Source organism: Rhizobium sp. PL01, assembly GCF_033447125.1.
Taxonomy (GTDB): domain Bacteria; phylum Pseudomonadota; class Alphaproteobacteria; order Rhizobiales; family Rhizobiaceae; genus Pararhizobium.
In genome coordinates, this window is the sequence record NZ_JAWQUM010000007.1 from 230616 (window position 1) to 243423 (window position 12808).

At 58.8% G+C, this 12808-nt stretch carries 12 protein-coding genes; 10 read left to right on the plus strand and 2 right to left on the minus strand.

Features of this window, described 5'->3' with window-relative positions; all coding sequences use genetic code 11:
• The first annotated feature begins 66 nt into the window (after window positions 1–66).
• The 3 genes from R6X40_RS18145 (at window position 67) to ggt (ending at window position 3996) form a co-directional block, all read left to right on the plus strand.
• Window positions 67–546 (plus strand): SRPBCC domain-containing protein, encoded by a 480-nt coding sequence (locus R6X40_RS18145; RefSeq protein WP_318415196.1) that lies wholly within the window; start codon window positions 67–69, stop codon window positions 544–546.
• 178 nt (window positions 547–724) lie between these two features.
• The gene (locus R6X40_RS18150; protein ID WP_318415197.1) at window positions 725–1939 is read left to right on the plus strand and encodes an MFS transporter; all 1215 of its coding nucleotides are present in this window, start codon (window positions 725–727) and stop codon (window positions 1937–1939) included.
• 320 nt (window positions 1940–2259) lie between these two features.
• Complete coding sequence (gene ggt, locus R6X40_RS18155; RefSeq protein ID WP_318415198.1) at window positions 2260–3996, plus strand: gamma-glutamyltransferase; 1737 nt, start codon at window positions 2260–2262, stop codon at window positions 3994–3996.
• Between the two features lie 355 nt (window positions 3997–4351).
• On the opposite strand, the gene R6X40_RS18160 is transcribed toward ggt, so the two are convergent.
• Both R6X40_RS18160 and R6X40_RS18165 read right to left on the minus strand, forming a co-directional pair.
• Entirely contained in the window at window positions 4352–4495 is a 144-nt protein-coding gene (locus tag R6X40_RS18160) for a hypothetical protein (protein ID WP_412178407.1), read from the minus strand.
• A 416-nt stretch (window positions 4496–4911) separates the two neighbouring features.
• Window positions 4912–5802 (minus strand): LysR family transcriptional regulator, encoded by an 891-nt coding sequence (locus R6X40_RS18165; protein ID WP_318415199.1) that lies wholly within the window; start codon window positions 5800–5802, stop codon window positions 4912–4914.
• Window positions 5803–5941: 139 nt separating this feature from the next.
• On the opposite strand from R6X40_RS18165, the gene R6X40_RS18170 reads away from it, so the two are divergent.
• The 7 genes from R6X40_RS18170 to R6X40_RS18200 all read left to right on the plus strand — a co-directional run bounded on the left by R6X40_RS18170 (window position 5942) and on the right by R6X40_RS18200 (window position 12801).
• A complete protein-coding gene (locus tag R6X40_RS18170; protein ID WP_318415200.1) occupies window positions 5942–6571 on the plus strand; it encodes an RraA family protein in 630 nt (209 codons plus the stop codon).
• A gap of 39 nt (window positions 6572–6610) precedes the next feature.
• Entirely contained in the window at window positions 6611–8125 is a 1515-nt protein-coding gene (locus R6X40_RS18175) for an ABC transporter substrate-binding protein (RefSeq protein ID WP_318415201.1), read from the plus strand.
• Between the two features lie 111 nt (window positions 8126–8236).
• On the plus strand, window positions 8237–9154 hold the full coding sequence (locus R6X40_RS18180; RefSeq protein WP_318415202.1) for an ABC transporter permease: 918 nt from the start codon (window positions 8237–8239) through the stop codon (window positions 9152–9154).
• Entirely contained in the window at window positions 9120–10082 is a 963-nt protein-coding gene (locus R6X40_RS18185) for an ABC transporter permease (protein WP_318415203.1), read from the plus strand. Before R6X40_RS18180 ends, R6X40_RS18185 begins: the two co-directional genes overlap by 35 nt.
• Window positions 10075–11706 carry an ABC transporter ATP-binding protein gene (locus R6X40_RS18190; RefSeq protein ID WP_318415204.1) on the plus strand — a complete coding sequence of 544 codons (1632 nt, stop codon included), beginning with the start codon at window positions 10075–10077 and terminating at the stop codon, window positions 11704–11706. The genes R6X40_RS18185 and R6X40_RS18190 overlap by 8 nt, the downstream gene beginning before the upstream one ends.
• Before the next feature lie 17 nt (window positions 11707–11723).
• Window positions 11724–12278: a chromate transporter gene (locus R6X40_RS18195; RefSeq protein ID WP_318415309.1), complete on the plus strand. Its 555-nt coding sequence runs from the start codon at window positions 11724–11726 to the stop codon at window positions 12276–12278.
• Window positions 12271–12801, plus strand: coding sequence for a chromate transporter (locus tag R6X40_RS18200; RefSeq protein WP_318415205.1), 531 nt, complete (start codon window positions 12271–12273; stop codon window positions 12799–12801). Before R6X40_RS18195 ends, R6X40_RS18200 begins: the two co-directional genes overlap by 8 nt.
• The last annotated feature ends 7 nt before the right edge of the window (window positions 12802–12808 follow it).

Consider the following 12808-nt stretch of genomic DNA (forward strand, 5'->3'; position numbering starts at 1 on the left):
CCAGCGCTGTTCAATCCGGTGCCTGCCGGATTGGAAACGCCCAAACCCAACGAAACGGAGACAGCCATGACCAGTCAGAGTTTCACCACCAGCTTTACCGTTGATCAATCGCCGGAAGCCGCCTTTACCGCCATCAACAATGTGCGCGGCTGGTGGTCCGGGGCCATCGATGGCCCGACCGATACACTTGGTAGCGACTTCGACTATCACTTCCAGGATGTCCATCGCTGCCGGATCCGTGTGACCGAACTCACCCCCGGCAAACGCGTGGTCTGGCATGTCCTCAAAAACTATTTCAGCTTCACCGAGGATGAGACCGAGTGGACGGGCACGGACATCATCTTCGATATTTCCCAAAGGGGCACCCAAACCGAAGTCCGGTTTACCCATGAGGGTCTGGTGCCCGAATACGAGTGCTACGACGCCTGTTACCAGGGATGGAGCACCTATATCAACGGCAGCCTGCCGGCGCTGATCAAGACTGGCAAGGGCGATCCCAATAGGGGTGATCCGATGACCGCAGCGGAACAAAAGCTCGCCGGTTAACCCGCCCTTCGGCCGGCTTGCCGTAGCGCGCCGCTTTGCAGCAGGCAGATATCGCCGTAGACTTCGCCGGCACGCGGTCGAACCGCGACACGGCGGGACACAGTTGCCCCGCCGATGCCACCGGAGACGTCCGGCCCATGATTTCAGAAGCATCGCATCCTTCAAACGGAGACACGCAATGACCGCTTCTTCCTATCGCTGGGTCATTGTCGCCGCCGGCGGCCTGCTCGGCTGCCTTGCCACCGGGGCCATGTTTTCGTTGCCGGTCTTTCTCCTGCCGATCTCGCGCGATACCGGCTGGTCGGTCACCGGCATTTCCAGCGCCATGACCATCGGTTTCCTCGCCATGGCGCTCGCCAGCATGATCTGGGGCAGCCTGTCGGATCGCTTCGGTTCCCGTATCATCGTGCTGACCGGGTCGGTGATCCTCACCGCCAGTCTGGCGCTGGCCAGCAGGGCAACATCGCTGATCGAGTTCCAACTGGTCTTTGGCCTTGTCGTCGGTGGCGCTATCGCTGCCATTTTTGCGCCGCTGATGGCCTGCGTGACCGGTTGGTTCGAGACCCGTCGCAGCCTTGCCGTTTCCCTCGTCTCGGCCGGCATGGGCATGGCGCCGATGACCATGTCGCCGCTCGCAGCCTGGCTGGTTTCGGTCTATGACTGGCGACAGTCCATGCTGATCATCGCGGCCCTCGCCGCTGTTATCATGATCCCCACGTCATTTCTCATCCGCAGCCCGCCGGTATCAGCGCACGAAGGCGCAGGCTCCGCCGGCGAAGAAGGGCCGCAGGCGGGTATGACCACGCGACAGGCATTGCGCTCGCCCCAGTTCATCGTTTTGATGCTGACCAATTTCTTCTGCTGTGCCACCCATTCCGGCCCGATCTTCCACACCGTCAGCTATGCCATCACCTGTGGCATCCCGATGATCGCCGCCGTGTCAATCTATAGCGTCGAGGGATTGGCCGGCATGGGCGGCCGCGTCGCCTTCGGTCTTCTCGGAGACCGCTACGGCGCCAAGCGCATCCTGGTCATCGGTCTGCTCATCCAGGCGTTTGGCGCACTCGCCTATGTTTTCGTGCGGGAACTCTCGGCATTCTATGCGGTGGCCGCCCTGTTCGGCTTCATCTATGCGGGGGTCATGCCGCTCTATGCCGTGCTGGCACGCGAAAACTTCCCGCAGCGGATGATGGGCACCGTCATCGGCGGTACGGCGATGGCCGGAAGTCTCGGCATGGCGACCGGTCCCGTCGCCGGTGGCTTGATCTACGATACGTTCGCCACCTATAGCTGGCTCTATATCGGCGCCTGGGGCATCGGCATCGGTGCCTTCCTGATCGCCATGACCTTCCGGCCGTTCCCGAAAGTACAGCCACAGCCAGCCCACGCCTGAAGCCGTTGCAGATGGCGACGAGCGGGGGAGAGCAGGGCGGCTACGATGTGGGCCAACAACGATATGAGTAAACCTCCAAAAAGCTTGAGGCTGTGTTTCGGCATCCGATTCACCTCGCCTTAAGCGCCGACAGATTGTCCATGGCACACCGAAGAAAATCCAGGCTTAGCAACAGGTGAGGCTGCGTCGGCCGGCGCCGAATTCCAAACTGGGAGGCATACCCGTTCTCCGTCCTGCGACCATTTTCATCCTCAAAGCTGGCGTTTCCGGCCGAACTCGGCGAAGATGACTGTTCCGAAAACCGGAACCGGGAGAATACCATGCAGCCTCTACCCCGTAGCGGCGCGGTTGCCGCGCTCATCGCTTCCATTGGCGTTGCACCGGCCTTCGCCGCCTCGCCCGAGCCGGTCAGGGCCGAGCATGGCATGGTTGTCACCGCCCAGCATCTCGCCTCCGATGTTGGCATCGAGGTTTTGAAGAAGGGCGGCAATGCTGTCGATGCGGCGGTTGCCGTCGGCTATGCGCTGGCGGTCGTCTATCCCACCGCCGGCAATATCGGCGGCGGCGGGTTCATGACGATCCGGTTGAAGGACGGCAAGACCACCTTTCTCGATTTCCGCGAACGTGCGCCGCTCGCCGCCACCAAGTCTATGTATCTCGACGGCAAGGGCGAGATCGTCAAAGGCGCCAGCACTGCCGGTTATCTTGCCGTCGGGGTTCCCGGATCCGTCATGGGCCTGGAGACGGCCCGCGAAAAATACGGCACGTTGCCGCGCGAACAATTGCTGGCGCCCGCCATCCGTTTCGCCAAGGACGGTTTCATGCTCGATCAGGGCGACATCGCCTCATTGCAGAATGGTGCGAAGAAGCTGTCGCAGGACAAGGCCGCCGCTGCGATCTTCCTGAAACCAGATGGTAAGGCGTTTTCAATCGGCGAAACGCTGGTCCAGCCGGCGCTGGCGGCGAGCCTAACGCGTATTTCCGAAAGAGGCACCGACGCTTTCTACAAGGGCGCGATTGCCGATGAAATCGTCAAGGCGAGTGCCGCCACCGGCGGCGTTCTCGCCAAGGCGGATTTCGAGCAATATACGGTGCGGGAACTCAAGCCGGTGACCTGTAACTATCGCGGCTACGAGATCGCCTCCTCGCCGCCGCCGAGCTCGGGCGGCGTCATCATCTGCGAGATCCTGAACGTGCTGGAAGGCTATCCGCTGTCTTATCTGGGCTATGGCTCGGCCGAGACGGTCCATGTCATGATCGAAGCCATGCGCCATGCCTATGTCGATCGCAACTCGGCGCTCGGCGACCCGGATTTTGTCGAAAACCCGGTCGAGAAGCTCACAGACAAGGCCTATGCAAAGGAGATCCGCGAGAAGATCAATCCGTTCAAGGCTGGGAATTCCGAGGATCTGATGCCAAAGGGTATGGGTGAAAGCACAGAAACGACCCATTATTCTATCGTAGATGATGACGGCAATGCGGTCGCGGTCACCTATACGCTGAACGGTTCGTTCGGCGCTGGCGTTGTCGCACCTGGAACCGGTATCCTGCTCAACAATGAGATGGACGATTTTACCTCCAAGCCCGGCTCGCCCAATCTCTACGGCCTGGTCCAGGGTGAAGCCAATGCGATTGCGCCGAAGAAGACACCTCTGTCGTCGATGAGCCCGACGATCATCTCCAAGGATGGCAAGCCGTTCATGGTCATCGGCAGCCCCGGCGGCGCCCGCATCATCACCATTACACTGGAAGCGATCATCAACGTCATCGATCACGGCATGAGCATTCAAGAAGCGATCGACGCCCCTCGTATCCATCATCAATGGCTGCCTGACAAGGTCTACATGGAGCCCTTCGCCCTGTCGTCCGATACGCTGAAGCTGCTGACGGAGATGGGGCACGACGTGGCCATCGACCCGAGCTGGCCGATCTGGGGTCAGGCCGCCGGTATCCTTGTCGGTGGCCGCAATCTCGCTGAGATCGAAGAAGGTGGCGGCGCACGCTACAACGGCGCCATGGACAGCCGCGCGACATCGGGCGCAGCACGGGGCTATTGAGAATAGCCCTCGGTGAGCGAGAGGATGGTTTAGTGTGGGAGGAAAGCCCGTTAAGCCACGTGGCCTTCATCGCCTTTTTTCGACGGCGAACCCAGTCACATCCGTCTATAGAAACAGCGGACCATCAAAATACTCGGCGACATCTATCCGCTTCACCATCCGGCTTAGCGCCTGCTCCACCTGGAATTTTCACGCATCGGATCCCCAGATGTGGCGTCAGATTTTCAGACGACACCGGCTTTGCACGGGCGATCCGGCCGATGCTCGATTGCGAGACTCTGAACTTCGCTGACATCGTCCTTTCGGCAGTGTCGCCTTGATGTCGACGGGCGCAGAAACGGATTGTAGGCCCTTTTCATGCGAACGCCGGCAAGGCGATCCCGGTCGAGACGGCCATGGCGGCAGCGCGAATATCGCGGTGATCGGCAGCTGTCAGATGTTTGCGGTGAAGATGGAAGAGGTTGGCGAGCGGGTTTGGGTGAAGATGAAGCGCTGGCATTGTCCTGCCGAGTTGAACCGGATCATACCTTGTTCTCGCCAAGGGGGACGGGAGCAGGCTGATGCCCGCTAACTTGCCGCAAGTGGTAAGGTGGCCGGTGGTGGATGAACCGTAAGAGTGGTTCATACATCGCATTGTGGTTTCGATAAGGTGAGCGTCAATCCTTCCCTATGCGATACAAACTGACGCACTTTTTTGGGTTTTGTGTTCCGCTCAGTTTGCGCAGTTCACAGGGCTCACTGTCGCGCTTCATCAGCCTGTAGGTTCCGCTTTGAATTGACACGTGTCAACACTGCTCCTGCTCCTGCTCCTGCACCGGAACGTGGGCGGGTCTGACGCATCATGCCGCTTTGGAAAGCAGAGCGGATGAACATCAACGAAAAACTCGAGCAACGCACGGTGAAAGCGCCATTCGGTCAGGCGGCACTATTTTTTAAATGCTTTGTAAAGTCGCATAAGCTGCGGCTGATTTCGGCAATCTCTTCAAAGAAGGCGCCATTATAGTCGTTGCGGTAGGTGATGAAGTATTCGAGTTTTGGCAATTCGAATTCGGACTTCATGACGTGAAGGCGCCCATCCTCGACATAGCGGCTGAAAAACGCTTTCGGCAAAATAGTGATACCGAGACCGTAGGCTGCCAGTTCGGCCAGCGCTGCCATATTGTTGCATGAAATTGTCTTGCCGAAGGGCAAGCGAGGGTTGTCGATGACGTCGTGGAGAATAGGCCGCAGCATCGACCCGGCCGATTGAATGAGGAGCGGATATCGCAGCATCTCCTCTTTTGTGAGCACCTCTGTGCCGCTATAGATCTTCGGACTGCACATCCAGACCAACTCGATTTCGCCCAGCCGCATGTTGACGAACTGCGGGTGCTGGGTGATGCGCGGGCATATCACGAAGTCGATCTTGCGCTCGGTCAGCCGGTCTAGAAGGCCCGCCGTCAGATCGATCTCGGGTTCCAGCGAAATTCCCGGGTACCTTTCAAGAATGGTTGCCAGCAGTTCTGGCAGCCAGGAGAGGGCCACCAGGTCGGTAACCCCCAGCCGAAATCGAAAGGGTGGTGCATTCGATGTGCGGGCAGTGAGCGTCAAGCGGTCGTTGAGCCGCAGCATCTGCTCGGCGATGTCGCGGATATCACGCCCTTTGCTGGTCAGGACGGATTGCCGGCTACTGCGATCGAATAACGGAGCAGAGAAACGGCCCTCAAGTTCGCCAATGCGTTTTGAGATGGTCGATTGGGTCACATTCAGGTAGGAGCCAGCCGCTTCGAAGCTGCCAAGCGTCGCGACCCAGTAGATGGCTTCCATCTGTTTTAGCGTGACCATCGGGTCCCATGACTAAAAGCGATTTATTTACAGTAGAAATTATCGCTTTTTTGCCTGGTTTGGCAAGCGTAACCTTCTCCCGAGTTGAGCAGTCGAGGAGATGGCTGCCAAGGAGGACCATATGACGATCGAAGAACACCCGGCGACCACGCAGGTCGCACCCGAACTGGTTTCCGAATTTCGGGGTGTCGCCACCTCCATCATCAGCGACAATATGGCCCGTCTGCCGGGCGCGACCGGAATACTTCCCTATCACAAGGGTGGCCAGCTGGTCGGCACGGCATTAACCGTCAAGACCCGGAACGGAGACAATCTGGCCATTCATGCAGCCCTCAAGATTGCCCGGCGCGGCGATGTCATCGTCGTTGACGGTGGTGGTGATGTGAGCCAGGCGCTGATCGGTGAGATCATTCTCACGCATGCGGAATCGATCGGCGTGGCCGGCTTCGTCCTTGACGGAGCCATCCGCGACGTTGCGGCGATCCGCGCTTCCGACTTGCCCTGCTATGCCCGCGGCGTTACCCACAAGGGTCCTTACAAGAACGGGCCTGGTTCGCTCAACGTACCGGTTTCCATTGGCGGCCTGGTCGTTCATCCCGGAGACCTCGTCGTCGGCGACGATGACGGCATCGTGGCACTCTCACCGAAGGCCGCGCGGGATCTTCTGCCGGCAATACGCGCCCAGGAGGAACGCGAGCGCGTAAAGATCGCGGGATACAAGGAAGCGCGCCTACAGCTCGTAAAGTCCTGACCCCCTATCAAAATTCCATCGACAATGAGGAGAACGTCGTTGAATTTCTGGAAAACCATAGCGGTGGTTACATCAACCACCTTGATTGCACCGTTGAACCCGGCGTTCGCCCAGGACGCAACCGCAGTGACAATCGTCCTGCCGGCCGGGCCGGATCGCCTTGATCCGTGTGAAACGCCGCGTTCGGTGATTGGCCGCATCATCAAGCAGAACGTCGTCGAGACACTTGTCGAGCTTGATTACGACAAGCATACGACGCTGCCGCGTCTCGCTGAGAGTTGGGAACAAACCGCGCCGACCGAATGGGTCTTCAAGTTGCGCCAAGGCATCACTTTCCACGATGGCACGCCGTTCGATGCCAAAGCGGTCATCCATTCACTGGAGCGCACCAATGATCCGGCGCTCACCTGCATTACGCGCACCAAATATCTTGATGGTACCGACATCAAGGCGGCCGAAGTCGACGCGCATACGGTCAAATTCACGACGAAGACAGCCGTTCCCATCCTGCCGACATTGCTGGCGCAGTTGACGATCTCATCGGTGAAGACACCGAAAGGCGAATACACCGCCGATCCGATCGGCACCGGCCCCTACAAATTCGATCATTGGACACAGGGGGAAAATGTCGGTCTCGTGCGAAATGATACCTATTGGGGCGAAAAGCCCGTCATCGACAAGGCAACCTATGTCTGGCGTTCCGAATCTTCGGTGGCGGCTGCGATGGTTGAAACCGGCGAAGCCGATCTGGCTTTCTCGATCGCCCCGCAGGATGCAACGAACCCGGAAACGGACAAGGTCTATCCAAACTCCGATAGCGCGATGTTTCGCCTGTCCGTGGATATTGCGCCGCTCAACGATGTCCGCGTGCGCAAGGCGATTAATCTGGCAATCGACCGCAAGGCCTTTTTGGGTAGCGTCATCAGCGACAAGGCCGAGCTTGCCATGCAGCAGGTCGGGCCGAGCGTGCTGGGCTTCAATGCCAATCTGAAACCCTGGCCCTATGATCCGGACCAGGCGAAGGCACTGCTGGCGCAGGCGAAGGCAGCCGGTGTCGATGTCGATCGTGAGATCCGCATGATCGGCCGTCCGGCGATGTTTGCCAACAGCAATGAATTCGTCGAAGCGGCCGCCGAAATGCTGCGCAGCGTCGGCCTCAATATCAAGCTCGACAATCTTGAGATGACACAGTGGCTGAAGATGGCCAACAAGCCTTTCGCGGAAGATCGTCAACCCAATATTTTTCTGACGATGCACGATAACAACAGCGGCGATGCAGCCTTCACCGCATTCTTCAAGTATCATTCCAACGGTCGTCAGAGTGAGTTGTACGATGCCGACCTTGATGCCCTGATCGTCGATGCAGGTACCCAATCCGGTGAAAAACGCGCTGAAGAGTATAATGAGGTGTTCCGTCGCATCTATGAGGACATCGTCGCCGACGTGCCACTCTTTCATATGGTCAATTATATGCGGGTTGGAAAACGGCTGGACTTTACCCCGACAATCGCAAATGCCGTCGAGCTGCAGCTTGCAAGACTGAAGCTGAAGTGACGGTCAAGGCGGCGGGCGGCTGACGGCCGCCGCCAATCTTAATGGGGCTTGAACCATCGGCGCAGGCTGATTGCGTTCTACCCCGATCCACATCCGGCGGAGGAGGCTGATATGGGTTCATTCATCTTTAAACGGTCGTTGCAGAGTGTGTTTTCTCTGCTTGTCCTGATCGTCCTGGTATTTTTTCTTGCGCGCATGACCGGTTCACCGGCGGACCTCTACCTGCCGCAGGATGCGTCCGCCGAGATCCGCCATCAGTTCAATGAGCAATTCGGTTTCAACGATCCGCTCTATGTCCAGTTCGGCCATTTTCTATGGGGATTGCTACATTTCGACATGGGACAGTCCCTGCAGTTTTCTCGCCCAGCCGTCGATGTCGTGTTGCAGGCTTTCCCAACCACGCTGACGCTCGCCGCCATCACAATGCCGCTGGTTATCATCGTATCGGTGATCACCGGTTCGCTCGCAGCGTTCCGCCCCGGTGGTATTTTCGACCGTTTCGCCAGTTTCATTTCGCTCATCGGCGCAAGCACGCCGAACTTCTGGGTCGCTATTGTCGGTGTGCTGGTCTTTGCTGTGACGCTCAGGGTTTTGCCGACATCCGGTACCGGGACGCCGATGCACTGGATCCTGCCTGTCGCCGTTTTGATGTTGCGGCCGACCGGTGTTCTCGTGCAGGTCGTGCGCACTTCTATGATCACCGCGCTGTCTTCCGCCTACATCAAGACGGCGCGCGCCAAGGGCGTCGGCTCGCGCGCCATCGTGTTTGTCCATGCACTTCGAAACGGACTTCTGCCGGTGATCACGGTGGCGAGCGATCAGGCCGCCGGCATCGTCAACGGTGCCGTCATCGTCGAAACCGTCTTTGGGTTTCCAGGGATCGGCAAGCTGATGATTGATTCCGTCATGCTGCGGGATTTTGCCGTCATTCAGGCGGCCGTATTGGTCACGGCCCTGGCCGTCTTTGTCATCAACATCATTGTGGATATTACCTATGCAATCGTCGATCCACGCATCCGGTACAACTGAGATGGCAGCGCCCGTTTCCCTCGCCGTCAAGCCTGCCAGGTCATCCGCAGGCTTCAAGGAGATCTTCGGCCTGCTCTGGCAGGACAAGGTTGCCACCGTTTCAGCCATCCTTCTGCTGATCGTGTTTGCCTGCGTTCTTCTTGGTCCCTGGCTATTTGCCGAACAGGCACGTGCCGTCAATCTCATGGCGCGCAACGCCCCACCGTTCTCCATCAGTAAGGGCTGGATGTTCTTCCTCGGCGCCGACGCGCTCGGGCGCAGTCTTTTGGCGCGTATCATCGTCGCCAGCCAGAATACGATGGTCATCGCCGCCACCGCAGTGCTGCTTTCGATGGTGATCGGTGGCGCACTCGGGCTTGTCGCCGGATACAAAGGCGGATGGGTCAGTGCCCTGCTTCTGCGTCTGGCTGATGCGATCATGAGCTTTCCGTCCATGCTTCTGGCGGTCATCGTGCTATTCGTTTTCGACCCCGGCATTACCAATGTCATTCTCGTGCTTGCGGTATCACGCATCCCGATCTTCCTGCGAACGGTTCGCGCCGAGGTGCTGGAAATCAAGGAGAGGATGTTCGTCACCGCGGCCCGCGCGATGGGTGCCCGGACGGACCGGATTCTTTTCAGGCACATCGCGCCCATGATCTTGCCGACCGTCATCAATCTCGCGGCACTGGAAATAGCCTTTGTCATGCTGGTGGAGTCCGGTCTCAGCTTCCTGGGTATCGGCATACAGCCACCGGAAGTGACCTGGGGCTTGATGGTCGCCGACGGCCGCAACTATCTGGGATCTGCCTGGTGGCTAGCCTTCTGGCCGGGCGTTGCGATCATGCTCGTCACCATGGCCCTCAACCTTCTTTCAAACTGGCTCCGCGTCGTGACCGATCCGGTCGAACGCTGGCGCCTCCAGACATTGGTGGGCAGACATGACTGATCAGCCACTCCTCGAAATCAGAAACTTGAGCATCAGCTTTCCCAGCCGGCGTGGTGTCGTTCATGCCGTCGATGACGTGAGTTGGTCGGTCAATCCGGGCGAAACGCTTGCCATTTTGGGAGAGAGCGGATCGGGTAAGAGCGTCAGCGCTTCTGCGGTTCTTGATCTGGTCGATGCGCCGCCAGCCCTGATCTCAAGCGGACAGATCCTGTATCGAGGTCGCGACCTTTTAAAGGTGGCGCGTATCGAACGTCAGAGGATCAACGGCCGCAAGATATCCATGATCTTTCAGGATCCCCTTGCTGCGCTCAACCCGGTCTATCCGATCGGTTGGCAGATTGCCGAAACCTTGCGGGTGCACGGCGTCGACAGAAAGACGGCCCATGCCCGTGCAATCGAGCTGCTTCACAAAGTCGGCATCGACGACCCGGAGCGGCGCGCGCGCCAATATCCTCATCAGTTCTCCGGCGGTCAGCGGCAACGTATCATGATCGCCTCGGCGATCGCGCTCGAACCCGATCTGCTGATTGCCGACGAACCGACAAGCGCGCTCGACGTCACTGTTCAGGCGCAGGTGCTCGATCTTTTGAAGTCGCTGCAGGCGGAAAGCGGGATGGGCCTTGTTCTCATCACGCATGATCTCGGCGTCGTCGAAAAAGTCGCCGATCGTGTCGTGGTCATGCAGAATGGCCGTGTCGTCGAGACCGGAGAAGCGTCTGTCATCATGACATCTCCATCGCATCCCTATACCCGAAAGCTCCTGGACGCGATGCCGGGGCGGCATGGTTTCGAAACCCAGGTGGTCCCGATGGAAACGCGGCGCACGCTGCTCGAAGTTCAAAATGTGTCTCGCATATACGGTGTGAAGCCAGGCAAGGCGGCGGAGGCCGGTCCGAATGCGGTTCGGGCGGTCGACAATGCAAACTTTCTGCTCCGCAGCGGCGAGACACTGGGCATTGTCGGCGAGTCCGGCTCTGGAAAATCAACATTGGCGCGGATGCTTCTTGGCCTGGAGGAGCCTACCAGCGGTACGATCCGTTTCGACGGAAAGGACATGAACAGCATGACGGCAGCAGAGACCTTCAAGGTCAGACGCCGGATGCAATTCGTTTTCCAGGACCCGACGGCATCCCTCAACCCACGCATGACCGTCGGACAGATCATCTCGGAGCCTTGGGCTATCCACGCGGATGTCCTGCCGAAAAACCAATGGCGGGGCCGGGTGGAAGAGCTTCTGGAACGCGTCGGCCTGAGGCCGGACCATATCGACCGTCATCCGCACCAGTTTTCTGGAGGTCAGCGTCAGCGCATTGCCATTGCGCGTGCGTTGGCGCTCCAACCCGAGGTGATCGTTTGTGACGAGGCAGTCTCAGCTCTTGACGTTTCAGTACAGGCCCAGGTCATCGACCTGCTGAAGACGCTGCGCCGCGATTTTGGTCTATCCTACATTTTTATCGCGCATGATCTGGCTCTGGTGCGGGACTTCGCAACCTATGTCATCGTCATGTATCGTGGTCAGATTGTGGAGCAGGGGCTGACAAGTGCTGTCTATACAACTCCGCAGCACGAATACACCAAACGGCTCCTTGCCGCGAGCGAGGTTCCCATGCCGGATGCCGCATGAGATCGGTCCCTGCTGATATGCGCCTGCAGTCGGCTTCGCTTGCGGGCCTGTTTCTCGCCTGTCTGAAGATCGGCATGCTCAGCTTCGGCGGCGGTCTTTCAGGTTGGCTTTACCGGGAGTTCGTCCAGCAAAAACGCTGGATTGATGCCGACGATTTCGCCAGTAGCCTGGCAATTTCGCAGATGCTGCCTGGTGCCAATGTCATCAATCTGGTCGTTTGCATGGGCGAGCAGTTGCATGGACCTGCAGGCGCAATTTCCGCCGCGTTAGGCTTTCTCATCGGGCCGTTTTTTGCGGTTATCGGCCTCAGCATCCTGATCGATTCGATCGGCAACGCCGGGTCACTCGACGCTGCGTTGGCTGGCGTCGCGGCTGCAGCAACTGGTCTGCTGATCGTGATGTGCTGGCATGGTGTCCGCCGCGCTTCGCGTCACGTCGCCGGCCTCGTTATCGTGGTTGCTGTGGCAGTCGCCGTTGGGGTCATGAAGTGGCCGCTCCTGGCGGTGGTTGTCTGCGCCGCCCCTGTCAGCATCGCGATCAGTTGGAAGCGCGTGGGGAAGGTTGATGCGTGACGACCCCCTGATCGGTCTCCTCATGGTCTTTGTGCCATTTTCGCTGATCTCCATCGGCGGTGGTGCCAGCATCATAGCCGGCATGGAAAATCAGGTGGTGACCGCGCGCGGCTGGTTGAACTCTCAGGAATTCCTCGAACTCTTTGCCATTTCGCGTGCCGCGCCTGGCCCAGGCGTTATGCTCGCAACGCTGGTCGGCTGGAAATTGGCCGGTTGGTCTGGAGCGATCGTCGCCTCACTGGCCTTGTTCCTTCCATCGTCCGTGCTTTGCTACGCAGTCTTCCGGTGGTCCAACGCTCATCATCACAAGCACTGGCACCGTGCAATGCGCGAAGGTCTGGCCCCCGTGGGTACCGGATTGATCATCGCAGGGGTAATTTCAATATTTGGAATGACAGGGACCTGGTTTGCGGCGGCTGTTGCGTCGGGCGCTGCATGCATGCTTATTTTTTTACCCCGTGTTCCAACGCTTGCAGTTCTGCTCGTGGGCGGATTGATCGCGCTTGCACGGTACGGCTTGTGACTTACGG

Excerpts from the sequence above, each read along its gene's own strand:
- R6X40_RS18185 (WP_318415203.1), top strand. The coding sequence starts at position 9,120 with ATGCAATCGTCGATCCACGCATCCGGTACAACTGAGATGGCAGCGCCC.
- R6X40_RS18145 (WP_318415196.1), top strand. The coding sequence starts at position 67 with ATGACCAGTCAGAGTTTCACCACCAGCTTTACCGTTGATCAATCGCCG.
- R6X40_RS18165 (WP_318415199.1), bottom strand. The coding sequence starts at position 5,802 with ATGGAAGCCATCTACTGGGTCGCGACGCTTGGCAGCTTCGAAGCGGCT.
- ggt (WP_318415198.1), top strand. The coding sequence starts at position 2,260 with ATGCAGCCTCTACCCCGTAGCGGCGCGGTTGCCGCGCTCATCGCTTCC.
- R6X40_RS18190 (WP_318415204.1), top strand. The coding sequence starts at position 10,075 with ATGACTGATCAGCCACTCCTCGAAATCAGAAACTTGAGCATCAGCTTT.
- R6X40_RS18160 (WP_412178407.1), bottom strand. The coding sequence starts at position 4,495 with ATGCCAGCGCTTCATCTTCACCCAAACCCGCTCGCCAACCTCTTCCAT.
- R6X40_RS18195 (WP_318415309.1), top strand. The coding sequence starts at position 11,724 with ATGCGCCTGCAGTCGGCTTCGCTTGCGGGCCTGTTTCTCGCCTGTCTG.
- R6X40_RS18180 (WP_318415202.1), top strand. The coding sequence starts at position 8,237 with ATGGGTTCATTCATCTTTAAACGGTCGTTGCAGAGTGTGTTTTCTCTG.
- R6X40_RS18150 (WP_318415197.1), top strand. The coding sequence starts at position 725 with ATGACCGCTTCTTCCTATCGCTGGGTCATTGTCGCCGCCGGCGGCCTG.
- R6X40_RS18200 (WP_318415205.1), top strand. The coding sequence starts at position 12,271 with ATGCGTGACGACCCCCTGATCGGTCTCCTCATGGTCTTTGTGCCATTT.
- R6X40_RS18170 (WP_318415200.1), top strand. The coding sequence starts at position 5,942 with ATGACGATCGAAGAACACCCGGCGACCACGCAGGTCGCACCCGAACTG.